Annotated in this window: 24 protein-coding genes; 13 read left to right on the plus strand and 11 right to left on the minus strand. The window is 67.4% G+C overall.

Features of this window, described 5'->3' with window-relative positions:
• Positions 1–107 precede the first annotated feature (107 nt).
• Entirely contained in the window at positions 108–1,517 is a 1,410-nt protein-coding gene (gene radA / locus AB0N05_RS29160) for a DNA repair protein RadA (protein WP_364699601.1), read from the plus strand.
• A 56-nt stretch (positions 1,518–1,573) separates the two neighbouring features.
• Positions 1,574–2,665: a DNA integrity scanning diadenylate cyclase DisA gene (gene disA, locus AB0N05_RS29165; protein ID WP_364700110.1), complete on the plus strand. Its 1,092-nt coding sequence runs from the start codon at positions 1,574–1,576 to the stop codon at positions 2,663–2,665.
• Here disA and AB0N05_RS29170 read toward each other — a convergent pair whose 3' ends face one another.
• Positions 2,666–3,334, minus strand: coding sequence for a hypothetical protein (locus AB0N05_RS29170; protein WP_364699603.1), 669 nt, complete (start codon positions 3,332–3,334; stop codon positions 2,666–2,668).
• 85 nt (positions 3,335–3,419) lie between these two features.
• The gene (locus AB0N05_RS29175) at positions 3,420–4,043 is read right to left on the minus strand and encodes a carbonic anhydrase (protein WP_364699605.1); all 624 of its coding nucleotides are present in this window, start codon (positions 4,041–4,043) and stop codon (positions 3,420–3,422) included.
• Positions 4,044–4,151: 108 nt separating this feature from the next.
• Between AB0N05_RS29175 and AB0N05_RS29180 the strand changes: the two genes are divergently transcribed.
• Positions 4,152–5,015, plus strand: coding sequence for an A/G-specific adenine glycosylase (locus AB0N05_RS29180; protein WP_364699607.1), 864 nt, complete (start codon positions 4,152–4,154; stop codon positions 5,013–5,015).
• Positions 5,016–5,167: 152 nt separating this feature from the next.
• Here the strand turns inward: AB0N05_RS29180 and AB0N05_RS29185 are convergent, their stop codons facing one another.
• From AB0N05_RS29185 to kstR, 5 genes are all read right to left on the minus strand, one after another.
• Entirely contained in the window at positions 5,168–6,046 is an 879-nt protein-coding gene (locus AB0N05_RS29185; protein ID WP_364699609.1) for a metal ABC transporter permease, read from the minus strand.
• Positions 6,043–6,996: a metal ABC transporter ATP-binding protein gene (locus AB0N05_RS29190; protein WP_364699610.1), complete on the minus strand. Its 954-nt coding sequence runs from the start codon at positions 6,994–6,996 to the stop codon at positions 6,043–6,045. Before AB0N05_RS29190 ends, AB0N05_RS29185 begins: the two co-directional genes overlap by 4 nt.
• A gap of 53 nt (positions 6,997–7,049) precedes the next feature.
• Positions 7,050–7,958, minus strand: a complete 909-nt coding sequence (locus AB0N05_RS29195) for a zinc ABC transporter substrate-binding protein (protein WP_364699612.1) — start codon at positions 7,956–7,958, stop codon at positions 7,050–7,052.
• A gap of 236 nt (positions 7,959–8,194) precedes the next feature.
• Positions 8,195–10,765 carry a trehalose-phosphatase gene (gene otsB / locus AB0N05_RS29200; protein ID WP_364699614.1) on the minus strand — a complete coding sequence of 857 codons (2,571 nt, stop codon included), beginning with the start codon at positions 10,763–10,765 and terminating at the stop codon, positions 8,195–8,197.
• A gap of 265 nt (positions 10,766–11,030) precedes the next feature.
• Complete coding sequence (kstR, locus tag AB0N05_RS29205) at positions 11,031–11,675, minus strand: cholesterol catabolism transcriptional regulator KstR (protein ID WP_364699616.1); 645 nt, start codon at positions 11,673–11,675, stop codon at positions 11,031–11,033.
• Positions 11,676–11,837: 162 nt separating this feature from the next.
• Here kstR and AB0N05_RS29210 point away from each other — a divergent pair, with 162 nt between their 5' ends.
• The 6 genes from AB0N05_RS29210 to AB0N05_RS29235 are packed head-to-tail and all read left to right on the plus strand — an operon-like array spanning position 11,838 to position 18,844.
• A complete protein-coding gene (locus AB0N05_RS29210) occupies positions 11,838–14,027 on the plus strand; it encodes an acyl-CoA dehydrogenase (protein ID WP_364699618.1) in 2,190 nt (729 codons plus the stop codon).
• 35 nt (positions 14,028–14,062) lie between these two features.
• Positions 14,063–15,130, plus strand: a complete 1,068-nt coding sequence (locus AB0N05_RS29215; protein ID WP_364699620.1) for an acyl-CoA dehydrogenase family protein — start codon at positions 14,063–14,065, stop codon at positions 15,128–15,130.
• Complete coding sequence (locus AB0N05_RS29220; RefSeq protein WP_364699623.1) at positions 15,115–16,284, plus strand: acyl-CoA dehydrogenase family protein; 1,170 nt, start codon at positions 15,115–15,117, stop codon at positions 16,282–16,284. The genes AB0N05_RS29215 and AB0N05_RS29220 overlap by 16 nt, the downstream gene beginning before the upstream one ends.
• Before the next feature lie 12 nt (positions 16,285–16,296).
• On the plus strand, positions 16,297–17,265 hold the full coding sequence (locus AB0N05_RS29225) for an OB-fold domain-containing protein (RefSeq protein WP_364699626.1): 969 nt from the start codon (positions 16,297–16,299) through the stop codon (positions 17,263–17,265).
• Entirely contained in the window at positions 17,262–17,672 is a 411-nt protein-coding gene (locus AB0N05_RS29230; protein WP_364699629.1) for a MaoC family dehydratase, read from the plus strand. The genes AB0N05_RS29225 and AB0N05_RS29230 overlap by 4 nt, the downstream gene beginning before the upstream one ends.
• Complete coding sequence (locus AB0N05_RS29235; RefSeq protein ID WP_364699631.1) at positions 17,669–18,844, plus strand: lipid-transfer protein; 1,176 nt, start codon at positions 17,669–17,671, stop codon at positions 18,842–18,844. The genes AB0N05_RS29230 and AB0N05_RS29235 overlap by 4 nt, the downstream gene beginning before the upstream one ends.
• 77 nt (positions 18,845–18,921) lie before the next feature.
• On the opposite strand, the gene AB0N05_RS29240 is transcribed toward AB0N05_RS29235, so the two are convergent.
• The 3 genes from AB0N05_RS29240 to AB0N05_RS29250 all read right to left on the minus strand — a co-directional run bounded on the left by AB0N05_RS29240 (position 18,922) and on the right by AB0N05_RS29250 (position 20,602).
• Positions 18,922–19,356 carry a PIN domain-containing protein gene (locus AB0N05_RS29240; RefSeq protein WP_364699633.1) on the minus strand — a complete coding sequence of 145 codons (435 nt, stop codon included), beginning with the start codon at positions 19,354–19,356 and terminating at the stop codon, positions 18,922–18,924.
• Positions 19,353–19,562, minus strand: a complete 210-nt coding sequence (locus AB0N05_RS29245) for a type II toxin-antitoxin system VapB family antitoxin (protein WP_364699635.1) — start codon at positions 19,560–19,562, stop codon at positions 19,353–19,355. The genes AB0N05_RS29240 and AB0N05_RS29245 overlap by 4 nt, the downstream gene beginning before the upstream one ends.
• A gap of 83 nt (positions 19,563–19,645) precedes the next feature.
• Complete coding sequence (locus AB0N05_RS29250; protein ID WP_364699637.1) at positions 19,646–20,602, minus strand: LLM class flavin-dependent oxidoreductase; 957 nt, start codon at positions 20,600–20,602, stop codon at positions 19,646–19,648.
• 101 nt (positions 20,603–20,703) lie between these two features.
• On the opposite strand from AB0N05_RS29250, the gene AB0N05_RS29255 reads away from it, so the two are divergent.
• Positions 20,704–21,006, plus strand: a complete 303-nt coding sequence (locus AB0N05_RS29255; protein WP_364699639.1) for a hypothetical protein — start codon at positions 20,704–20,706, stop codon at positions 21,004–21,006.
• On the opposite strand, the gene AB0N05_RS29260 is transcribed toward AB0N05_RS29255, so the two are convergent.
• Positions 20,990–21,592, minus strand: coding sequence for a TetR family transcriptional regulator (locus AB0N05_RS29260; RefSeq protein ID WP_364699641.1), 603 nt, complete (start codon positions 21,590–21,592; stop codon positions 20,990–20,992). The genes AB0N05_RS29255 and AB0N05_RS29260 overlap by 17 nt on opposite strands.
• 78 nt (positions 21,593–21,670) lie before the next feature.
• On the opposite strand from AB0N05_RS29260, the gene zapE reads away from it, so the two are divergent.
• The 3 genes from zapE to AB0N05_RS29275 all read left to right on the plus strand — a co-directional run bounded on the left by zapE (position 21,671) and on the right by AB0N05_RS29275 (position 25,465).
• Positions 21,671–22,621: a cell division protein ZapE gene (gene zapE, locus AB0N05_RS29265; protein ID WP_364699644.1), complete on the plus strand. Its 951-nt coding sequence runs from the start codon at positions 21,671–21,673 to the stop codon at positions 22,619–22,621.
• Between the two features lie 163 nt (positions 22,622–22,784).
• On the plus strand, positions 22,785–23,993 hold the full coding sequence (locus AB0N05_RS29270; protein ID WP_364699646.1) for a glycosyltransferase family 1 protein: 1,209 nt from the start codon (positions 22,785–22,787) through the stop codon (positions 23,991–23,993).
• Positions 23,993–25,465, plus strand: coding sequence for a UDP-glucose/GDP-mannose dehydrogenase family protein (locus AB0N05_RS29275; RefSeq protein WP_364699648.1), 1,473 nt, complete (start codon positions 23,993–23,995; stop codon positions 25,463–25,465). The genes AB0N05_RS29270 and AB0N05_RS29275 overlap by 1 nt, the downstream gene beginning before the upstream one ends.
• Positions 25,466–25,629 lie beyond the last annotated feature (164 nt).

Raw genomic sequence — 25,629 nt, forward strand, 5'->3', positions numbered from 1 at the left:
ATTTCCTTCGACCGCACCCGCTTCGGAATTCCGAAGCGGGTGCGGTCGTCTGCGGGGGTGTGGTGGCGCTGCCCGATCCTGTCGGCATCGCTGACTAGGCTGCCCGCGTGGCCAAGGTGAAATCGCTGTACCGCTGCGCCGACTGTGCGCATGAGGTCGCCAAGTGGGTGGGCCGCTGCCCCTCGTGCGGGGGCTGGGGGACGATCGCGGAGACCGCCATGGCCTCGGCGTCGGCCTCGGTCACGGTGTCGAGCGGGCGGCGGGCGATGTTGCCGAGTACGGCCGCGACGCCGATCTCGCAGATCGACGCGAACGCGACGCAGTCCCGGTCGACCGGCGTCTCCGAGCTCGATCGGGTGCTGGGCGGGGGCATCATTCCCGGTTCGGTGGTGCTGCTGTCCGGGGAGCCCGGGGTCGGCAAGTCCACGCTGTTGCTCGAGGTGGCGCATCGCTGGGCGCGCTCGCGCGGTGAGATCGCGCTGTACGTGACCGCGGAGGAATCGGCGGGTCAGGTGCGGTTGCGCGCCGATCGGACCGGCGCGGTGCACGAGAAGGTCTATCTGGCGGCCGAATCCGATCTGGCCACGATTCTCGGGCATGTCGAGCAGGTGCGCCCGACGTTGCTGGTGGTCGACTCGGTGCAGACCATGCTGGCCGGTGATGTGGACGGCGTGATCGGCGGCGTCACTCAGGTGCGGTCGGTGACGGCCGCGCTCACCTCGCTGGCCAAGGCCAGCGGGATCGCGGTGCTGCTGGTCGGGCACGTCACCAAGGACGGCGCGGTGGCCGGTCCGCGCACCCTGGAACATCTGGTGGACGTGGTCCTGCAGTTCGAGGGCGATAAGCATTCCGCGCTGCGCATGGTGCGCGGCGTCAAGAACCGTTTCGGCAGCACCGACGAGGTGGGCTGCTTCGAGATGCGCGAGGCGGGCATCGTCTGCGTGGACGATCCGTCCGGGCTGTTCCTGCATCATCGGGACGACGCGGTGCCCGGCACCGCGGTCACGGTGGCCATGGACGGTAAGCGGCCCATGCTGGGCGAGGTGCAGGGGCTGACGGTGGACACCCAGGCGCCCGCGCCGCGCCGCGCGGTGAGCGGTCTGGACTACAACCGCGTTTCCATGGTCCTGGCGGTCCTGCAGAGCCGCGGCGGGGTCTATGTGGGCAAGCAGGACGTGTACGCGGCCACGGTCGGCGGTATGCGGCTCACCGAACCGGCCGCGGATCTGGCTGTGGCCCTTGCCATCGCGAGCGCGAGTCAGGATCGGGCGCTGCCCAGCGGCATGATCGTGCTCGGCGAGGTCGGCCTGGCCGGGGAGGTGCGGCAGGTGACGGGGCTGACCAGGCGCCTCGCCGAAGCGGAGCGGCTCGGATTCACCGAGGCGCTGGTCCCGCAGGGTGTGGAGCGCGCCGGTCGCACCATGAAGCTGCACGAGGTGACGGATCTGCGTGCGGCACTGGCGATGAGCGGGCTGCGGCAGCGGCGATCGCGTGAGCGGGGGGAAGGCGACGATTGATGGCGGCACCGATCAAAACGTGGAGGGGCCTGCTGGGCCGTTCGGGTCTCGCGCCGATGCGCGATTCCGAAATCGGCGGGGCGGCGGATAATTCGAGCGATGCGGTGCGTGATGTGATCGCGCGATTGGTGCCCGGAACGCAATTGCGGGATGGAATCGATCGCATATTGCGTGCGGGCAGTGGCGGACTCGTGGTGCTCGGATATGACGAACGAGTGGAACGACTCTGCGACGGCGGATTCGAATTGACCGCCGAATTCGCGCCGACCCGGTTGCGGGAATTATCGAAAATGGATGGGGCCGTGGTCCTTTCCACCGATGGTTCCCGAATCGTGCGCGCCAATGTGCATCTGGTGCCCGATCCGGCATTGCCGACGGTGGAATCCGGCACCCGGCACAAGGCGGCCGAACGCACCGCCGCGCAAACCGGTTATCCGGTGGTGTCGGTGAGCGCGTCCACCGGACTGGTGACGATTTATGTCCATGGCGCAAGGCATCTCGTGCAGGACTCCGCGACCATCCTGTCCCGCGCCAATCAGGCCATGGCGACCTTGCAGCGCTACCGGGTCCGGCTCGACGAGCTGACCCGCCGCCTGTCCGCGCTGGAGATCGAGGACTTCGCGACCCTGCGCGACGTGCTGACCGTGGTGCACTGCCTGGAGCTCATGCGCCGCACCGCGGGCGAGATCGAGCAGGACGTACTGGAACTCGGCGTGGACGGCCGCCAGCTCGCGCTGCAGCTGACCGAACTGGTGGTGGACACCGAGAATCTGCGCCGCCTGCTGGTGCGCGACTACGTGGTCGGCGAGGCGGTGGGGGAGGCGCAGGTGGATCGCGCGCTCACCCGATTGGACGGGCTGACCGACAATGATCTGCTGGAGCTGGCGAATCTGGCTCCCGCACTGGGCTGTCCGGCCACCCTGGAAGCCTTGGACACCGCGGTCGGCCCGCGCGGCTACCGCTTGCTGGCGCAGATCCCGCGCGTGCCGTTCCGCAGGGTCGAACCCCTGGTGGATGTTTTCGGCACGCTACGGGCGCTGCTGGGGGCCACCCAGGCCGATCTGGAGGCGGTGGACGGCGTGAACGCCCAACTGGCGCGGCGCATTCGCGAGGGCTTGGCGCGGCTGGGCGAGCACGGGTACGCGTGATCAGGCGATATTGAACGGCTCCGGGGAGCTGCGCACCGAACCGATCTGGGCGACAACGGTGTACGGCCCCGGGGAGACCGGCACCCGGTCACCCGCGCAGGCGGGCTGCGAGGTGGCGCCGGACCAGGTCACCGTGAAGGCCGCCTGCTGACCGGGATTCAGCGAGCGCACGTCCGGGGTGCCGTCCGGGTAGCAGTCGGTGCTGGACCACAGCTTGCGCTGCCCGTCCAGGGACTGCACCGAGACCAGCTGTAGCCCCGAACCCATATCGCGTTCGCAGGTGGCGCTGGAGATATTGGTGATGACGATGCCGAACACCGGCTGCTCACCGTTCTTGTAGGTGGGCTGCCCGACATTCACCTTCACGGCCAGGGATTGGTCCGGGCATTGGCCCTGCCCGACCGGCGCGGCGGTGCCGGTGACGCTGCCGGACGGTTTGGCCTGGCTCGACTCCGGTGCGCCGGTGGAGCTTCCGGCGGGCTTATTGGTCGAGCCGGCGGCCGAGGTGGTGGCCTTGGCGTCGGTCTTCTGGTCCCCGTCGCCACTGCCTCGGAGCAGCGCGAAGCCCACCCAGACGACTATCGCGAGGGCGAGGGCGGTTGCGCCGATCGCGACCAGGCGACGGCGCCAGTAGATTTCCGGCGGCAGCGGTCCATTCGGTTCCAGCACGGCACCAACGGTAAGGGCACCGTCTCACGCATCGCCCGTAGGGTCTCGGCGTGTCGGAGGTGAAACGGCATATGGGACAGGTATATCAGGCGACTTCGCCGATATTTCCGATCACGCGGTGCAGCTTGATCTGGCCTTCGGCCAGGTTGTAGGTGACGCAGGCGATGGCGCATTCGCCCGTCGCCACGCGCTGGGAAATCATCATGGAACGCTGCATGAGCAGGCGCGCGGTCTCCTCCACGTGCCGGGCTTCGAGTTCGTCGACCGAGCTGAGGCCCTCGCGGCGGCCGAGCAGAATGGACGGGGTGACGCGTTCGACGACACTGCGGATGAAGCCGCCGGGCACATTGCCATTGTCGAGGGCGTCGATGGTGGCCCCGACCGCACCGCAGGAGTCGTGGCCGAGCACCACGATGAGCGGGACATCCAGGACGTGTACGCCGTACTCGATGGAACCGAGCACCGAGCTGTCGACGACATGGCCTGCGGTGCGGACCACGAACATCTCGCCGAGGCCCTGGTCGAAGATGATTTCGGCGGCCACGCGGGAGTCGCCGCAGCCGAACAGGATTGCGTGGGGCTGCTGCCCACCGACGAGCTTCGCCCGGTCGGCGGCACCCTGGCTAGGATGCTGCAACGTGCCATTGACGAAGCGCTCGTTGCCCTCACGCAGGGCTTTCCAGGCACTGATCGGGTTGGAATGCGGCATAGATCCCATTTTCCATAGCCCTTCGGTTACTGGCGAGTCCATAAAGTTACGGTCCGGCAAAGACGCTCTGGCGGCGGTCCGGCGCGGACAGTGAGGGAAGAGGTCGAGGTGGACAGCGACGTGCTGATCGAATGGTACCGGGAGACCGCCCGGGACCTGCCGTGGCGGCGGCCGGGGGTGAGCGCCTGGCAGATCCTGATGAGCGAGATCATGCTCCAGCAGACGCCCGTGGTGCGGGTGGAACCCATCTGGCGGGAGTGGGTGGCGCGCTGGCCGGTGCCCTCGGCCATGGCCGCCGCCCCGCAGGGTGAGGTGCTGCGCGCCTGGGGCAAGCTCGGCTATCCGCGGCGCGCGCTGCGGCTGCACGAGTGCGCACAGGTGCTGGCGCGTGAGCACGGCGATGTGGTGCCCGCCGATGTGGAGGTGCTGCTGGGTCTGCCGGGGATCGGTGCGTACACGGCTCGCGCGGTGGCCTGCTTCGCCTACGGGCAGCGGGTTCCGGTGGTGGACACCAATGTTCGGCGGGTGGTGGCGCGTGCGGTGCAGGGGCGGGCGGAGGCGGGCAATCCCGCAGCCCGCGATCTCGGTGAGACCGAAGCACTGCTGCCCGCGAATGTGGAACGGGCCGCGGTCTTTTCCGCCGCCCTGATGGAGCTCGGTGCGACGGTCTGCACGGCGCGCAATCCCGATTGCGGCAAGTGCCCGCTGCCCAGCTGCGCCTGGGTCTCGGCCGGGCGGCCCGCCTCCGAGGTGGTCCGCCGGGTGCAGAAGTACGAGGGCACCGACCGGCAGGCGCGCGGCCGACTGCTCGACGTGCTGCGCGGTGCCACGGGTCCGGTGGAACGAATCCGCCTGGATCTGGCCTGGACTCGCGATCCGGGCCAGCGCGACCGGGCGCTCGATTCGCTGCTCATCGACGGTCTCATCGAGCAGACTTCCGACGGCCTGTTCGCCTTGGCGGGCGAGGGTTAGCCGCCCACACCACTCCCGGAGCAGGACGAGGGGTAACCCCGGGAGCGGTGCGGCGGCGCGACCTGCCGCCCCTCACACGGTAGATCGCGAACCGGTCGCGCGAGTGAGCGCGAAATAGCCGGTAGTTGAACGGATTTCGGGCAATGACCGGCTCAGGCGGGAACCAGTGCGCGGCGGCGATTGCGGGTGCGGGATCCGATGACGCGGCAGATCAGGTAGGTCGCGAACGAAATGGTGGTGACGAAGGTCGAGATCGGCACGCCGGGGGCCAGCGACAGCAGAATCCCTCCGACCGCGGCGATTTCGGCGAACACGATCGACAGGATGGTGGCCCGCACCGGATTGGCGGTGAGCTGACTGGCCGCCGCCGCGGGCGTGATGAGCAGCGACAGCACCAGCAGGGCACCCACGATCTGTACACCGAACGCGGCGGTGATGCCGAGCAGCACCGCGAACACGATGGCCAGTGCGCGCACCGGAACCCCGCGTGCCACAGCCACTTCCGGGTCGGTGCTGGCGAACAGCAGCGGCCGGTAGATGGCCGCCAGCACGATCAGGACCGCCGCGGTGCAGGTGGCCAGCAGGCCGAGGCCGTTATTGCCCACGCTCACCACCTGGCCGGTGAGCAGCGAGAATTTGGAGCCCGCCCGTTCGGGGCTGAGCCACAGGAACAGCACGGACAGGCCGAGCCCGAAGGCCAGTACCACCGCGATGACCGAATCCCGTTCGCGCGCACGAGATCCCAGTACCCCGAACAGCACCGCCGCAACCACCGAACCGGCGATTGCGCCGAATCCCACACCGACGCCCGCCAGCAGCGCGGCGGCCGCACCGGTCAGCGAGAGCTCGCTGGTGCCGTGCACCGCGAACGACATCTGGCGGCTGATGATGAGCGGGCCGATGGCCCCGGCGAGCAGGCCCAGCAGCGCCGCGGCCAGCACGGCCTGCTGTACGAAGTCCTGGCCGAGCAGGTAGGAGGTGGTGGAGAAGTCGAACATCTGCGAGAAGACCTGGGACAGTTTGTCGATCATGACCGCACCTCGTCCGCGTCGCTGTGGCAGTGCTGGGCGTTCTCGCCGTGGCAGTGTTGCGCGCCGTCCGCGCCGAGCGCGTCCATGGCGTCGCCGGTGCCGACGACCACGAGGCGTCCGCGCACCCGCAGCACGTCGACCTGGGTGCGGTACAGCTCGGAGAGCACCTCGGAGGTCATGACCTCGTCGGGCGTGCCGATCCGGAACTTGCCGTCGACCAGGTACAGCACCCGATCCACCAGGGGCAGAATCGGATTGATCTCGTGGGTCACGAACAGCACGGCGGTGTCGTGGGTGTGCCGCCGCTTGTCGATGAGCTCGGACACCAGTCGCTGATTGGCCAGGTCGAGGGAGAGTAGCGGTTCGTCGCAGAGCAGCACCTTGGGGTCGCCCACGAGGGCTTGCGCGACTCGTAGTCGCTGCTGTTCGCCGCCGGAGAGCACGTCGAGGGGCGCGTGGGCGTACTTCTCCGCCCCGACATCCGCAATGGCTTGGGCGACTTTGCGTTTGCGCTCCTTGCGGTTGCGGAACCCGAGTCCCCACCGGTGGCCGTCGACGCCGAGGCCGACCAGGTCGACGCCGCGCAGTTGTGCGCCGCCATCGATCGTCTTCTGTTGCGGCACATAGCCGATATCCGGATTACCGGCCCGGGTCGGCGTGCCCGAGATCTCGGCCGTGCCCGCCGACAGCGACAGCTGCCCGAGCAGCATGCGCAGCAGTGAGGTCTTGCCGGAACCGTTGGGGCCCAGCACCGCCACGAACTCGCCCGGCTGGATCTCGAGATCGAGGTCCTGCCACAGGGTCCGGTCGCCGAACGACAGCCGCGCCCCGGCCAGTCGGACAGCCGGGGGCGTGGTGCGTGCCGGGGTGTGCGCCGCGGCCGTGGTTTGCTCCGCCGGGGTTTGCTTCGGGGCGGCGAGCGGGGTCGCGAGATCGATTTTGGGATTCATGACGGCGCTCCCGATTTCGGCGGCGGTGGCTGTCCCTGACATTGGTGGCGGACCTAGGCGAGGGCCGTGGCGAGTGCCGTGGCGTTGCGGGTCATCCAGTCAATGTAAGTCAGGCCCTTGGGGAGGGTTTCGGTCACCTCGACGATGGGGAGACCCGCGGATTTGGCGGTGTTGTACAGGTCCTTGGTGACCTTGTCCTCGGTCTGGATGTTGTAGACGAGGGCACGAACTTGCTTGCCGGTCAGTAGATCTCGCACGGCGGCGACGTCCGAGGGGGACGGGTCGGTGCCCTGCTCGACGGACTCCTGGAAGGAATGCGGAGTGCGGTCCTCGGCCTTGGCGGCGGTCAGCAGGTAGTAGGCGAGCGGCTCGGTCTGCAGGACAGGCTGATTCGGATGCTCGGCGGCGATCTTCGCGGTTATGGCATTGATGGCGGCCAGCTGGGCGCGGAAGGCGGCGGCGCGGTCGGTGTAGGCCTGCTTGTGCTCGGGGTCGAGCTCGCCGAGGCTGGTGGCGATCTGCCCGGCGACCTTGTCCACGCCCGGCACGTTGTACCAGACATGCTCATTGGCGGCCTCGTGGCCGTGATCGTCGCCGCCGGTCTCGCCGGTGACGAGCTGGTACGCGTTCACCGAGCGCTTGGACTTGCCTTCGATGGCCTTGTCGATGAACGCGTCATAGCCGCCGCCGTTGTAGACGATCAGGCTCGCATCATTGATCTTGGCGGCCTGGACGGGGCTGACCTCGAACGAGTGCGGGTCGGCGGCCGGATCGCTGATGATCGACTCGACCTTCATATCGGGTCCGGCGATGGCCTTGGTGATATCGCCCCAGACATTGGTGGAGGCGACCACGGTGGGTCCGCTGGAATCGTTCTTCGAGTTTCCGCAGGCGGTCAGGGCGGCCACGGTGGCGAGCCCCGCGGCGACTACGGCGAATCCTCGGGCAAAGCTTCTGGTCACGCTGGGAACTCCTGAAACACGCTTAACAAAAACGAAAACGATTGCCATTAAAATGTAGCGCAACTGTCCGGAGGTTCCGAATCGCGACCGGTCGGTGTGAGACGCACCACGCGAGAAGCGGACAAAACCGGCCCGCGTGAACCGGATTCGTGGGGCCGGACCCCGCGACCCCCACCAACAAATCGGCCCCCGCGAACTTTTGTTCGCGGGGGCCGATTCGTTCTTGTCCGGTAGGGCTACGTCATCGCAGGCACCGGCTGGCTCAGCAGTTGAGCGCAGCGCAGCAGGCCAAGGTGGCTGTAGGCCTGCGGGTGGTTGCCGAGGGAGCGTTCGGCGACCGGGTCGTACTCCTCGGAGAGGAGGCCGGTGGGTCCGGCCACATCCACGAGTTGGGCGAACAGGGCCTCGGCGTCCTCGCGCTTGCCGATGAGCAGGTACGCCTCGACGAGCCATGCGGCGCAGAGATGGAAGCCGCCTTCGCCGCCGGGGAGGCCGTCGTCGTGGTGGTAGCGGTAGACGGTGGAACCGCTGCGCAGTTCCGCCTCGGTCGCCACGACCGTGGCCGCGAAGCGCGGGTCGGACGGGTCGATCAGGCCGCTGAGTCCGATGTGCAGGGTCGCCGCGTCGAGGTCGGTGCCCTCGTAGGCGGCGGTGTAGGACTGCACCTCCTCATTCCAGCCTTCGGTCTTGACCTCGTCGGAGATGGTGTCGCGCAGCTTCTCCCAGTCGGCGTCGGCGGACCTGTCGAACTGTTTGGCCAGGGTGAGCGCCCGGTCGATGGTGAGCCAGCCCATGACCTTCGAGTACACGTGGTGGCGCGGGTTGCCGCGAATCTCCCAGATGCCGTGGTCGGGTTCGCGCCAGCGCCGCTGCACGGCGGACACCATGGCGTGCACGAGCTCCCAATCCGCGTCCGGCAGCGCCTTTTTCGGATCGTTGATGCCCTTGCGTTCGCGGGCGTGGGCGAGCTGCGAGATGAGATCCACGATGGGACCGAACACGTCGAGCTGCACCTGCATGTTCGCGGCATTGCCGACGCGGACCGGTCGCGATCCGGCGTAGCCGGGCAGCTGGTCGATGACGGCCTCGGGCGGCAGGGTTTCGCCGTAGAGGGTGTAGAGCGGGTGCAGGCGTTCGGGTCCGGGCAGGGTTTCCAGCACCCGGTGCACCCAGGCGAGGAGGTCCTCGGCCTCGCCGATGGAGCCGAGTGACACCAGCGCGGAGGCGGTGAGCGAGGCGTCGCGCAGCCAGCAGTAGCGGTAGTCCCAGTTGCGGACGCCGCCGATGTCCTCGGGCAGTGAGGTGGTGGCGGCGGCCATGATGGAACCCGAAGGGGCGTGCACCAATCCGCGCAGGGTGAGCGCGGAGCGTTTCATGAGGTCGGGCTTGAGCGGGGGCAGCTCGAGGGTGGTGGCCCAGTCGCCCCAGTACCGTTCGGCTTCGCGGCGGCGGTCGTTCTCGGGGGTCATGCAGGGGGCGAGATCGGAGGTGCCGCAGCGCATTTCCAGCACGATCGGGCCCTTGGAGGGGTCGACGACGGCACGCGCGGTGTGGTGGTTGCCCTCGTCGATGATCTCCCAGTCGACGCCGGGGGAGCGCAGCACGATGGGATCGTTGGTGCCCTGCACGCGCAGCCCGCCGGTGGCGTGCACGATGCGTACGGGTACCTGACCGAATTCCGGTCGCGGTGCGAAGGTGACGACGGCCTTGGTGTCGCCGGTGATGATGCGGGTCAGGTCGGTGCGCTCGGCCACCACGTCGTGCGGCAGGTAGTCCACGACCTTCAGGCTCGCCCAGCGGGTTTCGACGGTCATGGTGCCGTCGAGGTAGCGCTGCGAGAGCGGCAGGCCGGCGCGTTCCGGCTGAATGGTGAAGTGCCCGGCACCGGCTCCGCCCAGCAGGTGCGCGAAGACCGCGGCCGAATCGGGTTCGGGGTGGCACAGCCAGGTGATCGTCCCGTCGGGGGTGACCAGCGACTTGGAGCGCGGGCTGGCCAGCATGCTCAGTCGTTCGATTCGGGGGGCGCTGGCGCCCGCAAGCCAGGTGCGGCGTTCTTCCAGTAGGAAGGCGAGTGCCTTGGAGACCTCTTCGGTGCTGGCGACCCGGTATTCGGCCAGGCTTTCGCCGTCGCCGACCTTGATGCCGACATCGGGTCCCGACAGCCGGGTGAAGGCCTTCTCATCGGTGACGTCGTCGCCGATGAACAGTGCCGCCGAGGCGCCCTGCTGATGCCGGACGATATCGAGGGCCGCGCCCTTGTCGGTTTCCACGACGGCGAGCTCGATCACCTCTTTGCCCTCGGTCGTCTGCACGCCGACCCAGCTGGCCGGGCCCTGGCGCACCGCAACGAGTGCGCGGCGGCCGATTTCGGGGCTGGCATTGCGGACGTGCAGGGCCACGCTGGCCGGTTTGATCTCCACCGATGCGCCCGGATTGTCCTGGGCGATCTGCGTGAGGGTGGTGGTGACCTCTTGCAGCAGCTGTTTGGCGTCGTTGTCGATGGCGTGTACGAAGCCGACATCGAATTCCGAACCGTGACTACCGATCAACTGCACCTCGACCGGGAGCCGGGACAGCGCCGCGAGATCTCGCAGGGCGCGCCCCGAGATCACTGCCGCGGTGGTGCCGGTGAGTCCGGCGAGCGCGCGCAGCGCATTCACCGATTCCCGATGGGGATAGGCCTTCGCCGGGTCCGAGACGATCGGTGCGATCGTTCCGTCGTAGTCCGAAGCGACCAGCAGCCGAGGCACGCGGGCGATGGCCGACAGGGCGCGGCGAAGTTCGAGTGACAAATCCTGTGCGCTCACGCATCCAACCTAATGATCGGAGGAGATGGAGAATTTCAGGGCGCGAGTGATGCTACTGGGTGTTGATTGCCCACTTGCTGCGGTGGTGATACATAGCGTTTACAAGACACTTGCCTGGCGTTCACGTTATGTCCGATTTCCGCTCGCGGAGAGCGGCTTCCGGGCTTCTGACCAGTGTGTATCCGGAAATACGAAAGAGGGCCGCTCGCGGTTCGCGGGCGGCCCTCTTGTGCTGTCATCCATGCGAATGCACGGGAGGCGTTCTCTACTTGTCACCGATCAGCAGATCGACGGTGAGTTCCAGGCGCTCGGTCACATCGGTGGCCGAGGCCCGGCGGGTCAGCCAGGCAACGAGATTGGACAGCCACACATCGCTGATGACGCGGGCGATGGCGAGCTGCCGCTCGGTGGGGTTGTCATCGGCGAGGGCGCGGGCGAAGAAGCGATCCATCACCTTGCCGACGCGATCGACCTCGGCGGCCGCGGAGGCGTCGGCGAACATGAAGGCGCGCGTCATGGCCTCGGTGAGCAGTGGGTCGCGCTGCATGGCCCGGGTGATCTGGGTCAGCATGAGGTGCATGCGCTCGCGCGGATCATTGCCCGCCAGGGGCTTGCGGCGACCTTCCAGCTGCTCGAATTCGCGGGCGAGCGCGGACACCAGCAGGTGCACCTTGGAGGGGAAGTACCGGTAGAGGGTGCCGACCGCGACATCGGCGCGTTCGGCGACCGCCCGCATCTGGACCGCGTCGTAGCCGCCCTTGGAGGCCAGCGCGAGGGTCGCATCGAGGATGCGTTTGCGCCGGTCGCGCTGCGCCGCCGAGCTCAGGTCCTCTTCGCTCAGGGTCGTCACTGGCGCATTGCGCGCGGCGGCTACCCCATCGGCGGCCTGCGATCGGGAGGGACTGGCCATCGGTTGAAAGTCCTTTCCTGCACGAATCGTTCGGGGTCATCACACCCAGCTTCGGCTGGCTACGAGTTCGTACCGCGACCGGACGGCGCTTGACTTCCGCCCGGCTCGAACATTAGAACATGTTCTAGGGATGGAAGTCACGCCGGAAAGGCGGTATGGGTTGTGACCATAGCCACCACTGACGAGCATAAAGCCGTCCAGGAGTCGATGCGCGGATGGGCCACAGCGGTGCGCCCAATTGCAACAATGCGAACGGGTGCACACGATTATTGGCGCGAATACTGGTCGCGCCTGGCCGATCTCGGAATTTTCCGGGTCGCGGTCTCGGAAGATGCCGGTGGAGCTGGTGGCTCCGTCGGTGATCTCGCTGTGCTCATCGAGCAGGCAGCGCACGATCTGGTCGGCGGGCCGGTGCTCTCGACGGCGCTGGCGGGACTCGTTGCCGGTGAGATGCTCGACGAGGATACGCCGTGCGGCATCGCGCTCGGGGGTGAAATCGCAATATCGATCACCGAATCCGGAAGTACTTTGTCCGGTGAGTGGGACTCGGTACTCGGGGCAGCGCCCGGAGCGGCCGTGCTGGTGCCGGTGCGCGAGGGCGACCGGTCGCTGTGGTGCCTGATCGATGCCGACACGACCGGTCTGCGGGTCGATCCGCTGACCCCGCTGGACCTCAGCACACCGCTGGCCAAGGTGGTGTGCACGGAAGTTGCTGTGGCGCCGGATCGGATCTTCGAACCCGCCCAGAACGTGCACGATCTGGCCGCCGTGCTGTTCGCCGCCGAGGCCGCGGGCATTGCCGGCTGGTGCCTGGAGACCGCGACCGAATACGCCAAGGTGCGTGAACAATTCGGCCGCAAGATCGGTGAATTCCAAGCGATCAAACACATTTGCGCGTGGATGCTGTGCCGGGCCGAACAGATTCGCTCGGTGGCCGCCGATGCGGCCGCCGCCGTCGACACTGGTAGTGCGGAACTGCAGTTGGCCGCGGCCATCTCGCTGACGGTCGCACTGGATGCCGCGGTCGAGACCGCGAAGGACTGCATTCAGGTCCTGGGTGGAATCGGTTTCACCTGGGAACACGACGCGCATCTGTATTTACGCCGGGCCGTCGCCACGCGGCAGCTGCTGGGCGGTAGCGCGCACTGGCGCGCCCGGGTCACCGAACTGACCCGGGCGGGGCATCGTCGCACCGTCGGACTGGATCTGAGCGCGGTCGGCCTGGCCGCCGATGCCACGGAATCCCTTGCCGCCGAGGACGATGCGCTCTGGGATGTGGTCGGTCTGGATGCCGCCGAGGCGGCGGTGCTGGCCGCCGATCTCGCCAAGATCGCGGCGCTGCCCGAGGCCGAGCAGCGCAATGCGCTCGCCGAGGCCGGACTGCTGGCCTCGCATTGGCCGGTGCCGTACGGGCGGGCCGCCAATCCGATCCAGCGTTCCTGGCTCGACGATCAGGTCCGGCAGGCCGGGATCGATCTCCCCGAACTGGCCATTGCCAACTGGGCCATTCCGACTCTGCTGCAGTGGGGTACACCGGAGCAGATCGAGCGCTACGCGCTGCCGACCCTGACCGGGGAGGTGATCTGGTGCCAGCTGTTCTCCGAGCCCGGTGCGGGTTCGGATCTGGCCGCGTTGCGCACCAGCGCCACGCGGGTCGAGGGCGGCTGGAAGCTGAACGGGCAGAAGGTCTGGACCTCCCTCGCCGACAAGGCGACGTGGGGAATCTGCCTGGCGCGCACCGATGGTGACGCCCCGAAGCACAAGGGCATCAGCTACTTCTTGGTGGATATGAAGAGTGCGGGCCTGGACATTCGCCCACTGGTGGAGATCACCGGTGAGGCGCGGTTCAACGAGGTCTTCCTCGACGATGTCTTCGTGCCGGACGAATGCTTGGTCGGCGAATTGGGCAATGGGTGGAAGATCGCCCGTTCCACCCTGACCGCCGAGCGGGTCGCCATGGGCGGCAAGGGGATCGGGTCGGAGCTGGAGGCCTTGATCGCCGCCGCGCCGACCTCGGGACCGGGTGCCGAAGTGGTGGCGGATCGATTGGGCGGGCTCATTGCCGAATCGGTCGCTGGAACATTGCTGGAAGCTCGCGCCGCGCAGAAACTACTGTCCGGCGGAGACCCCGCCGCGCAAAGTAGCGTTCGCAAACTTGTCGGTGTGCGCCACCGTCAGGCGGTCGCCGAATTTGCGGTCGAATTGTCCGGTGCGGCGGGTGCTCTCGATACCGATGTGGTGAAAGAATTCCTGCTCACACGCTGTTTGTCGATTGCGGGCGGTACCGAGCAGATTCTGTTGACCGTCGCCGGTGAACGGATCCTCGGGCTTCCCCGCGAGTCGCACGGCTAGCCCACTAGCCCCATACCTCAACCGGGAGCACGAAATTGGACTTCACCAGGGACGAGAGCCAGGACGCTGTCGCCGAGGTTGTCGTAAGTTTGCTGGAACACGAGAGTGCACGTGATATCGCGCTCTGGCCGGTTCTCGCGCAGAGCGGGCTGCTGGCCGTGCCGCTACCGGAACGCTTCGGTGGCGACGATATGGGACTGCTCGAGGTCTCGGCCATGCTCACCGAGCTGGCCACCGACGCCGTGCAGATCCCCGCGCTGAGCACGCTCGGCTTCGGCGTGCTGCCGCTGCTGGCCATCGGCGTGCCGGATGCCGTGGCGGAGAAGGTGTTCCCGGCCGTGGCCGAGGGCGCGGTGCTCACCGCCGCGCTGCACGAGGTCGGCGCGCCGTTCACCACCAAGCCGGAGACGGCGGCCGTCGTCGACGGCGCGAGCGTCACGATCTCCGGCAGCAAGGTGGCGGTGCCCTACGCCGACACCGCGCGCTGGATTCTGGTGCCCACCGACGGCGGCATCGCCGTGGTGGACGGCGACGCGCCGGGCATCACCAAGACCGCCAGCCCGACATCCGATGGGGTGCCGGAGTTTTCGCTGACCTTCGACCAGGTGCGGATTCCGGCCGAGCAATTGCTGCCCGGTGGGATCGCCGAGCTGCACCGGCTGGCACTGGCCTCGATCGGTTCGGTGGCGGACGGTCTGCTCAAGGGCGTGATCGCACTGACCGCCGAACACGTCCGCACCCGCGAGCAGTTCGGCCGCCCGCTGGCCGAATTCCAGGCGGTCGCACAGCAGATCGCCGACGTCTACGTGGTCTCGCGCACGCTGCACGCGGCGGCCCTCTCGGCGAACTGGGCGCTGGCTCAGGGCGAGGTCTCGGCCGAGCACCGCGAGCGCACCGACGACGACCTCGACGTGCTGGCCTACACGGTCGCCTCGGAATTGCCTGCGGCCCTGCAGAAGTGCCATCACCTGCACGGCGGCATCGGCGTCGACGTGACCCATCCGCTGCACCGCTACTACTCACAGGCCAAGGACATCGCGCGCTGGCTGGGCGGCGAATCGTTCCGGCTGGATCGTTTGGGAGCCAGATGTTCATCGACCTAACCCCGGAACAGCGGACGCTGCGCGACGAATTGCGTTCGTACTTCACCGGTCTCGTCACTCCCGAGGAGGAGGCCGAGATGCTGGTGAACCGGCACGGCGACGCCTACCGCGCGGTGGTGCGTCGCATGGGCCGGGACGGCTGGCTCGGCGTGGGCTGGCCGAAGGAGTACGGCGGCCAGGGCTTCGGGCCGGTTGAACAGCAGATCTTCTACAACGAGGCGGTGCGGGCCGATGTGCCCGTACCCCTGGTGACGCTGCTGACCGTCGGCCCGGCTCTGCAGTCGTACGGCACCGACGAACAGAAGCAGAAGTTCCTGCCCGGAATCCTCACCGGCGACGTGCATTTCGCGATCGGCTACTCCGAGCCGGAGGCGGGCACCGACCTTGCCGCACTGCGCACCAGCGCCGTGAAGGACGCCAATGGCGACTGGATCGTCAACGGGCAGAAGATCTTCACTACGGGCGCGCACGAGGCCGACTTCATCTGGATGGCCGTGCGCACCGGTTCGGTGGAATCGCGGCATCGCGGCATCACCATTCTGATCGTGGACACCAAGGATCCCGGCTACTCGTGGACGCCGATCATCACCGCGGACGGCGCGCACCACACCAATGCCACCTACTTCGACAATGTGCGCGTGCCCGCGAACATGATCGTCGGCGAGGAGAACGGCGGCTGGAAGCTCATCACCACCCAGCTCAATCACGAGCGGGTGAGCCTCGGGCCGTCCGGCAAGATCGACCAGCTGTACCACCGGACGCGCGATTGGGCGCAGCGCCAAGGCGTGCTGGGCGAGACCGATGTGCGGCGCTCGCTGGGCCGCCTGCACGCCATGGTGCGACTCAATGAGCTGCTGAACTGGCAGGTCGCCTCCAATATGGAACGCCCCGACGCGGCCCCGGCCGATGTGATCGCCGATGCCTCCGCCACCAAGGTGTTCTCCACCGAGGCGCTCCAGGAGGCGGGCCGCCTCGCCGAGGAGATCGTGGGCCGCTTCGGCGATCCGGCCGATCCGAAGACCGCGGAACTGCTGGTGTGGCTGGACAAGCGCACCAAGCAGAACCTGGTGGTCACCTTCGGCGGCGGCGTCAATGAGGTCATGCGCGAGCTGATCGCCCAAATGGGACTGCGGCTCCCGCGCGTTCCGAGATAGGAGTCACTCACCGTGACACAGAATTTCACGGCCGACGAGATTCGTGAGGCCGTTGAGAAGATCAAGGCGGCGGGGGAGTCCGCGCCGCGCGCGGGCCGGGATCCGGTCAATCAGCCCATGATCAATAACTGGGTCGAGGCGCTCGGCGACGCCAATCCGATCTATGTGGACGAGGACGCCGCCAAGGCGGCCGGGCATCCCGGGATCGTCGCACCGCCCGCCATGGCGCAGGTGTGGACCATGCTGGGGCTGGGCGGGATTCGCGCGGCCGATGACCCCATGACGCTCACCAATGAGCTGTTCGACGCGGCCGGATTCACCTCGGTGGTCGCCACCAACTGCGAGCAGGTCTACCACCGCTACTTGCGGGTCGGCGAACAGGTCACGGTGCGGTCCAGCGTGGACGAGCTGGTCGGGCCCAAGCGGACCGGGCTCGGCGAGGGCTGGTTCACCACCTATCGGACCAATTGGTACGTGGGGGATGAGCTCGTCACCGAAATGCTGTTCCGCATGCTGAAATTCGCGCCCGGGACCGGTGCGCAGGCGGCTCCACAGGCCAGCGGTGACACACCGTCGGCCGAGGATCTCGCCAAGCGGGTTCGGCCGAGCGTCTCACTCGATACCGAATTCTTCTGGGCTGGAACCAAGCTCGGCGAGCTGCGCATTCAGCAACGGCCCGACGGCAGTTTGCAGCATCCGCCGGTTCCCGCGCTGTGGAAGGACAAGTCGGAGCAGACCGACTATGTCGTGGCCTCCGGGCGCGGCACCGTCTTCAGCTTCGTCGTGCATCACGCGCCGAAGGTGCCGGGACGGCAACTGCCGTATGTGATCGCGCTCGTCGAACTGGAGGAGGGTGTCCGCATGCTCGGTGAGCTGCGCGGCATCGGTCCGGCCGAGGTCGAGGTCGGCCAGGCCGTCGAGGTGGGCTTCGAGGCGCTCGACGACGACAACACCGTGCCCTATTGGAAGGCCGTCCGATGACCTCCGCTGCCGCCATTCAGGTCGGAACCACGTTGCCGGAGTTGGTGATTCACGCCGATCCGACCTTCGTGATCTCCACGGCGATCGCCACCCGCGACTTCCAGGACGTGCACCACGATCGCGACAAGGCGGTCGAGCGCGGCTCCAAGGACATCTTCGTCAATATCCTCACCGACACCGGTTTGGTGCAACGCTTCGTCACCGACTGGGCGGGGCCGCGCGCCATCGTCAAGTCACTGGCCCTGCGCCTGGGCGTCCCCCTCTACGCGGGCGACACCCTGACCCTCTCCGGCACCGTCACCGCCATCGACGGAACCGACATCACCATCCAGGTGACGGGCAAGGACAGTCTCGGCGACCACATCTCGGCCAAGGCCGTCATCTCCCTCCAGGAGGCTCACTCGTGACCGGCTTGAGCCGTCGCGCCGCCATTGTGGGCATCGGCGCCACCGACTTCTCCAAGGACTCCGGCCGCAGCGAATTGCGTTTGGCCGCAGAGGCGGTCACCGCCGCCCTGGCCGACGCGGGCCTGACCCCCGCCGACGTGGACGGCCTGACGACCTTCACCATGGACACCAATACCCAGGCCGCCGTGGCCCGGGCGGCGGGCATCCCCAGCCTGAAGTTCTTCAGCAATATCCCCTTCGGCGGTGGCGCAGCCGCCGCCACGGTCCAGCAGGCCGCCATGGCGGTGGCCACCGGCGTAGCGGATGTCGTTGTGGCCTACCGAGCCTTCAATGAGCGTTCCGGAAACCGCTTCGGCCAGTTCGCTACTCATCTGGCCACCGGCAATCCGAGCTCCTCGGGCGTCGACAATGCCTTCTCCTACACCCACGGTCTGGGCACTCCCGCCGCTCAGGTGGCGATGGTCGCCCGCCGCTATATGCACGTATACGGTGCGCGCAGTGAGGATTTCGGCCGCATCGCGGTGGCTGACCGCAAGCATGCCGCGGTCAATCCGGCCGCCCACTTTTACGGCAAGCCGATCACCCTCGAGGATCACCAGGCGTCCCGCTTCATCGCGGAACCCCTGCACCTGCTCGACTGCTGCCAGGAAACCGACGGCGGCGTGGCCATCGTCGTCACCAGCGCCGAACGTGCCAAGGACCTTCCCAATAAACCGGCCGTAATCGCCGGTGCGGCACAGGGTTCCGGTGCGGACCAGTACGTCATGACCAGCTACTACCGCGACGCCATGACGGGCCTGCCCGAAATGGGTCTCGTGGGCGACCAGCTGTGGGCCCAGTCCGGATTGCGTCCGGAGGACATGCAAGCGGCGATCCTCTACGACCACTTCACCCCCTTCGTGCTGATGCAGCTCGAGGAACTCGGCTTCTGTGGCCGAGGCGAAGCCAAGGACTTCATCAAGGACGGTGCCATCGAACTGGGCGGCCGCCTCCCCCTCAACACCCACGGCGGCCAACTCGGCGAGGCCTACATCCACGGCATGAACGGCATAGCCGAAGGCGTCCGCCAAATCCGCGGCACCTCGGTAAACCAGGTCGAAGCCCTCGAAAACATAGTCGTCACCGCAGGCACCGGCGTCCCCACGTCAGGCCTGGTCCTCACCACCAACTGACTACCGTCTCGGTTATATGAAAGCCGGTGGGCCGTCGAAGTTTCGGCGGCCCACCGGCTTTCATCGACTGTCAGTGATCAGTCGATGCTGCCGTGGGGGGCGACCCAGACGTGTGGCTGACGGGTGATGGAGGCGATGTGTTCGAAATCGGCGTCGTAGTGCACGATCACCGCGCCGTGAAACTCCGCGACAGCAGCCGTCATCAGGTCGACGATGCCGGCGGCTCGGTGCAGACCCTGCCGGGCCATCAGTAGCTGCACCTCGCGAGCGCGTTCGGCGATGGATTCGTTGATCGGCAGGTTCACGTAGAGGGCCCGGCGGCGCTGGGTGATGTTCTGGACATCGGCAAGGTTGCGACCCGAATACCCGGCTTCGAGATCGACGGTGACACATGTCGCTGCGGCCCGATCGGCGATGAGCCCGGTGATCACATTGGCGACAGCCTCATATCGGATTCGGGCTGCCGCCGAGGTATCGATCAGATGCAACCGCAGAGGAGTGGGTTCGCTCAACGGCGGGCCCGGCTCATGACCTCCGGATCGCCGATGTCGGGCCCGACACCGATTCCATACGGGTCGTTGAGCACTTGCTCGATCCGGCGTCTGCGCTGGGCGACGAATTCCAGCGCAGCGTTCACCGTGTCCTTCTTGGTGGTCGTCCCGAGTTCCTTGGCGGCCAAGGCCAGCGCGTCGTCATTCAGGTCGATCATGGTTTTCATATGTCCCACGATATGTCTCCGTATATCTCTTCGGCAATACTGTGAGGTATTCGGAGCGCCTGCTTCGGTGGACGGGTGGGGTGCTAGTCGGTGAGGGCGGCGGCGAGTTGATGGAGTTGGTCGGTCAGGTGGTCGGGTGGGAAGAGCCAGAGGGCTAGGGAGTCTGCGCCTGCTTCGAGGAGGGTCTGGAGTTTGGTTCGGACCTGGGTGGGGGTTCCGGCTATGGCGAACTCGTCCAGCCACTCGTCTTCTACCGGGAGGGGTTGGTTGGAGGGGAGGGCGGCGAGGCGTTCTCGGATTTCGGTGGCGTGCTTGGACTTTCCTACCAGGGCGGTGTGGGATTCGGCTTTCAGGAAGAAGGCCACTGCGTCCCGGACTGCGTTGCGGGCCTTGCGTTCGTCTTCGTCGATGGCGGCCAGGACGAAGGCGGTGATGGGGGGTGCCGGGTGGGGGAGGAGATCTTGGACCCAGGTCAGGTAGGAGGGGCCGGAGAGGACGGAAAGGAGGATGCCGTCGGCTTTTTCGGCTGTCATGCGGAGGGCTCGTTCGTTCACCGCGCCTATCCAGAGGGGTGGGGGGATGTCGGGCGGGAAGGCGAGGGTGATGTCGGTGAGGGTGTGGGTGGGGGTGGTGCGGGTGATCGTCGCGCCCGAGAAGAGGTCTCGCAGGACTGTCGCGGTTTCGGTGAGGGCGGTCAGGGGACGGTCCGGGAGGAGGCCCATTTGGTCGAGCCAGCCGGTGTTGCCGAGGCCTATGCCTGCGCGGACTCGGCCGGGGTAGGTGCGGGACAGGCCCGCCAGTTCCATGGCGAGGATGGCGGGGTGGCGGGTCATGATGCTGGCCAGGCCGAGGCCCGCGGGGATTTCGCGGGTGGCTGCCAGGAGTTGGGTGAGGCCGGAGAGGCCGCCGGTGTAGAAGCAGTCTTCGGAGAACCAGAGGCTGCCGAAGCCGAGGCGTTCGGCGAGAGCCGCGCCGTGGGGGAGGTTCTCGGGTGGGGCGAGGCTGCCGAAGACTATGCCGATTTCGTTCAGGGAGAGCATATTTGGGATAACTGGACGTGCTGTCCGGTTATTCCGAAGCGGGTGAGATGTCGGAGGGGCGGCGTAGATTGGGGGCAGTCCCAGGAGGGAAGGGGTTCGCAATGACATTGCGGGAACGGCTCGGGGAGATTCCGGAGATCGGCGGAGTTGTGTACGGCACGCCGCACGAGACGGCGGATGGGTCCACGATTATTACGGCCACCAGTGCGGGCGGATGGTTCGGGCCGCGGCCGCTCGGGGTGTTCGTCATTCATGGTGGCAAGGTCAAGTTCGAGCCGGCCGTGGATGCCACTCGTATCGCGACCCTCGGCGTGCTGACCGGGCTATTGGCGGCGACCTTCGCGACGCTCGCGGTATTGCGGCGGCCGCCGTGGCCGGATTTGAAGATTACGCAGCAGCTTTGAGCTGAGTCGACAGGACGCGGGCGAGCTGGGCGACGCTCTCGGGGGTGCCGGGGGCGAGTTCGGTTCTGGCTCCGGCGAATCGGTCGAAGATCAGGCCCTCGATGACGGCGATGAAGTCGGCCGCCGTTGCTTCGGGGGAGGTCGCGCCCAGGGCGCTGAACAGGCCGGTGGCGTGCTGCTGGGAGAACAGGCAGCCGATCAGCTTCTCGTGGAGTTCGGTGTCGCCCAGTAGTTCGACGATGAGTGCGTGCCGGACGATCAGGTGGTTACGGCGTTGCGCCAGTAGGCGATCCAGCCAGGTGGCGATGCCGTGTGCGATGGCGTCCGCTGATGCGGGGCCCGCCTTCGGTAGTTCCCCGCTGGAGTTTCCCGTCGCGAAATCGGTGCGTGAGCGGGTGGCGATGCGATCCACGATGGCTTCGACCAGGGCGCGCTTGGTGCGGAAGTAGTAGGACGTCGAACCGGCGGGGAGTTCCAGCGCGGTATCGAGCGCGCGATGCGTCAGTGCCCGGAATCCTTGGGCGGCAATCAGATCGATGGCGCTGTCCACGATGAGTAGGCGGCGGTCCGGCGTGGTGGTGGTCACTTTCGCTCCTCTGTGGCTCCGTGATCCTCTACAACTATAGAGGACGCTCTACGGATGTAGAGCACGAAGGAGGGCGTTGTGGAAACCCGAGACATCGTTCTGGACCGTGACCAGCAGATCGCCGCCGACCGGCTGACCGCTATTGCCGCCCGGGTCGGCAAGCGCTGGCGTCGCCCGCGCGGCCTCTACCTGCACGGTGGCCCGGGCCGCGGCAAGACCATGCTGATGAATCGCTTCTTCGCCGCGGTGCCCTCGGATCGCAAGCGCCGCTACCACTTCCACGCCTTCTTCGCCCAGTTGAACGCCGGTATCCATGAGTACGGCAATATCGACGCCTCGGTCGACGCCCTGCTCGGCAATGTCGACCTGCTCTGCTTCGACGAATTCCACGCCCACGACTCCGGTGACGCCCGACTGGTCGCGCGCCTGCTCGACACCCTGTTCGCCCGCCACATCACCCTGGTGGTGACCTCGAACTACGCCCCGCAGGATTTGATGCCGAACCCGCTGTGGCATGCCATGTTCGTCCCCACCATCGACCGCATCCTGGAGCACTTGGACGTGCTGTCGGTAAACGGCCCGCAGGACTACCGCCGTCTCAGCGGCCGCGATACCGGTTTCGCGGCCGGGCACTACCTGGTCGGCCCGTGCGAGGTCACCGGCAGCGCCGAGGTGCCGATCGCGCACCGCCGCATGCACGCCCGCGCCGCGGAGAATGCCACCCTCGTCGTCGATTTCGCGGAGATCTGCGGAATCCCGGTGTCGGCGGCCGACTTCCTGGAACTGGCGGAGCGGTACCGGCATTGGACGATCTGCGCGGTCCCCGCCATGGGCACCGTCGAAGCGGACTGGGTGATGCGTTTCGTGAACCTGATCGACGTCCTCTATGACGCCGACCTGGATGTCACGATCCACGCCGACATCCCCTTGGCGGAGTTGGGAGCCGAGGTGAAGCGGGTTCCCGACCTGTACCGGACCGTCAGCCGCCTGAGCGAATTGCAGGTGCCAGAACCCGCCACCAGCAGGTAAACCCGCCCCTTCGGAAGCCCTCGCGACCAGTCGGCGACGCACCGGTGAACGCGCCGACTTGATCGACAGCGACGGTTCACGTGCCGTCAACGCGGAGGGGGTCTGGCGTTGCGGCCCGCTTCTTACCGTGGCGTGAGGAGCAGCACCGAACCGGAGGGGAACGATGCGAATCCGCGAGCAGGCAAGGGGTTCCGCGGCTCGGAATCCCGGTATTCCCGGCGGCCGACTACGGGTTCTGGTGGTCGCCGAGTCCTTTCTTCCCCAGGTCAATGGCGTCACCAACTCGGTGCGGCGGGTGCTGGATCACCTTGCCGCCAAGGGGCATGAGGCGGTGTTGGTCGCACCGACCGGACCGGCGAAGTATGCCGGTTTCCGCGTGCATGTGGTGCGTGGTGCGCGATTGCCGTTCTATCGGGACTTCCGGATCGGCCTGGAGACGCGACGCCGTCTGCGCAAGGTCATCCGGGAGTTCCAGCCGGATGTCGTGCACATCGCATCCCCGGCCACCCTCGGCTATCAAGCGGCGAAGGTGGCCCGGGAACTCGATATTCCGACCGTCGCCATCTATCAGACCGATCTGGTGGGTTTCGCCGAGCGCTACGACCTGCCCGGCGGCGTCCGCACCATGGCCGCGCTCACCCGGCGGATTCACCTCCAGGTGGACCGCACCCTCGCGCCGTCCACGGCCAGCCTCAGACAACTGGAGCTGATGGGCATTCCGGGCCTGGCCCGCTGGCCGCGCGGCGTGGACCTCGAGCAGTTCGGACCGTTCCGGCGCTCCGAGGAACTGCGCAAACGCCTGGCCCCCAATGGCGAAACCCTCATCGGCTATATCGGCCGCCTCGCACCGGAGAAGGAACTCGAGCTGCTCGCGCACCTCCGCCCGCTGCCCGGCGTGCGGCTGGTCATCGTCGGCGGCGGTCCGGAGGAGAAGCGGCTGCGCAAACTGCTGCCGGGCGCGGCCTTCCTGGGCGTGCTGCACGGTGAGGATCTGGCCGCCGCCTATGCCTCCCTCGATGTCTTCGTGCACACCGGCAGGCACGAAACCTATTGCCAGGCAGCACAGGAGGCCCTCGCCTCCGGTGTCCCGGTGGTCGCGCCCCGCTCCGGCGGTCCGATCGACGTGGTCGAGCCGGGCGCCGGATTCCTGTACCCGCCCGGCGATGCCGACGCCATGCTCGACCTGGTCCGCCGACTGATCGAGGACCGGGAACTGCACGCGCAGACCGCGACCACCGCGCAGCGCAGTGTCCGCGATCGCTCCTGGTCGGCCGTCAACGATCTCCTCATCCGCCATTACCGCGAAGTGATCGCGGAGCGCCTGATGCCCGTAGGCGACCGCGGCGTCCCGCTCTCCAAGGAGGCCTCCTGATGCTCCGCATCTCCGTTATCGGCACCGGATACCTGGGTGCCACGCATGCCGCGGGCATGGCCGAACTCGGCTTCGAAGTGCTTGGCGTGGACAATAATCCGGCCAAGGCGGACGCGCTGTCCGCGGGCCGGGTGCCCTTCCACGAGCCGGGCCTGCCCGAACTGCTGGCCGGGCATGTCGCGCAGGGGCGACTGCGTTTCGGCACCTCGCTGGTGGCGGCCGCGCGCTTCGCGGACGTCCATTTCCTGTGTGTGGGAACGCCGCCCGGCCCGAATGGCGCGGCCGATCTCTCGCAGCTGTACTCCGCCCTGGACGGGCTGGTGCCGAATCTGACCCGCAACTGTTTGATCGTCGGCAAGTCCACGGTCCCCGTCGGCACCGCCGAGGCGCTGACGGCGCGCATCGCCGCACTCACGCCGCCGGGCATTTCCGTTGACCTGGCGTGGAATCCGGAGTTCCTGCGCGAGGGCCACGCCGTGTACGACACCCTGCACCCGAACCGCCTGGTCTTCGGTGTCACCACGCCGGACGCCGAATGGGCGCTGCGCCAGGTGTATGCCACCCCGATCGCCGCGGGCTCCCCGGTCGTGATCACCAATCTGCCGACGGCCGAACTGATCAAGGTGTCCGCCAATGCCTTTCTGGCCACCAAGATCTCGTTCATCAATGCCATGGCCGAACTGTGCGAGCTCACCGGCGCGGATGTGACCCTGCTGGCCGACGCGCTCGGCCACGACGACCGCATCGGCCGCAAATTCCTGGGCGCGGGACTGGGTTACGGCGGCGGCTGCCTGCCGAAGGATGTGCGTGCGCTGATCGCCCGGGCCACCGAATTGGGTGCGGGCGAATCCGTCGACTTCCTCCGCGATATCGATGCGATCAATGTGCGCCGCCGCGAGCGCGTGGTCCAGCAGACCCTGGACCTGCTGCGCGGGGATGACGGGCATCCGGTCGGCCGGGTCGCGATCCTGGGCGCGGCCTTCAAGCCGCTCTCCGATGACGTGCGCGACTCTCCGGCTCTGGACGTGGCCACCAGCCTGCATGCCGCGGGCCTGGAGGTCACCGTATTCGACCCCGCCGCAACGGTTCCCGCCCGCGCGGTGGCCCCGCAGCTGGTCTATTCCGCCACCGCGTCGGCCGCCCTGCGCGAGGCGGATATCGTCCTGCATCTCACCGAATGGCGGGAGTTCGCCGAGCTGGATCCGGCCTTCCTGCGCTCGGTGGCGCGCGGCCGCACGATCATCGACGCGCGCAATTCCCTCGATCCGGAGCCGTGGCTGGCGGCCGGATGGGATTTCCGTTCGCTGGGCCGCCTGGTCGAGCCGCGACCGGTTCGCGTGGAGCCGCTGCCCGCCTCGAATCACGGTGCGGCTACCCGGCATCAGCCCCGCGCCATCGCGGCGGAATCCTCTGCCACCCTGGTCGATTCCGCGTTCACCCGCCTGCGCGCCCGGGTCCGCCGCATCGCCTGAGCATCCGGGGATCGGGCGGCATGGAAGGTCGAGTCTGACAGTCCATGCCGTCCGCACAGACGGTTCATGCCGGAACTATATGTAACCCGTGTTCGCCGTTTTCGACCAGAGAAACTGCTCGGCATGTAACTATGTGCCTGATTTGCAGGACTCTGGTTAGGAGT

Origin of the sequence: Nocardia sp. NPDC051030 (assembly GCF_040683015.1) — a bacterium.
GTDB lineage: Bacteria > Actinomycetota > Actinomycetes > Mycobacteriales > Mycobacteriaceae > Nocardia.

What these genes read in the sequence shown, in the direction of transcription:
- kstR (WP_364699616.1), bottom strand. Translation starts at nt 11,675, where the DNA reads ATGGCCAGTCCCTCCCGATCGCAGGCCGCCGATGGGGTAGCCGCCGCG.
- AB0N05_RS29190 (WP_364699610.1), bottom strand. Translation starts at nt 6,996, where the DNA reads ATGAATCCCAAAATCGATCTCGCGACCCCGCTCGCCGCCCCGAAGCAA.
- AB0N05_RS29175 (WP_364699605.1), bottom strand. Translation starts at nt 4,043, where the DNA reads ATGCCGCATTCCAACCCGATCAGTGCCTGGAAAGCCCTGCGTGAGGGC.
- AB0N05_RS29275 (WP_364699648.1), top strand. Translation starts at nt 23,993, where the DNA reads ATGCTCCGCATCTCCGTTATCGGCACCGGATACCTGGGTGCCACGCAT.
- AB0N05_RS29250 (WP_364699637.1), bottom strand. Translation starts at nt 20,602, where the DNA reads ATGCTCTCCCTGAACGAAATCGGCATAGTCTTCGGCAGCCTCGCCCCA.
- AB0N05_RS29245 (WP_364699635.1), bottom strand. Translation starts at nt 19,562, where the DNA reads ATGAAAACCATGATCGACCTGAATGACGACGCGCTGGCCTTGGCCGCC.
- AB0N05_RS29220 (WP_364699623.1), top strand. Translation starts at nt 15,115, where the DNA reads ATGTTCATCGACCTAACCCCGGAACAGCGGACGCTGCGCGACGAATTG.
- AB0N05_RS29255 (WP_364699639.1), top strand. Translation starts at nt 20,704, where the DNA reads ATGACATTGCGGGAACGGCTCGGGGAGATTCCGGAGATCGGCGGAGTT.
- AB0N05_RS29230 (WP_364699629.1), top strand. Translation starts at nt 17,262, where the DNA reads ATGACCTCCGCTGCCGCCATTCAGGTCGGAACCACGTTGCCGGAGTTG.
- disA (WP_364700110.1), top strand. Translation starts at nt 1,574, where the DNA reads ATGCGCGATTCCGAAATCGGCGGGGCGGCGGATAATTCGAGCGATGCG.
- AB0N05_RS29185 (WP_364699609.1), bottom strand. Translation starts at nt 6,046, where the DNA reads ATGATCGACAAACTGTCCCAGGTCTTCTCGCAGATGTTCGACTTCTCC.
- AB0N05_RS29270 (WP_364699646.1), top strand. Translation starts at nt 22,785, where the DNA reads ATGCGAATCCGCGAGCAGGCAAGGGGTTCCGCGGCTCGGAATCCCGGT.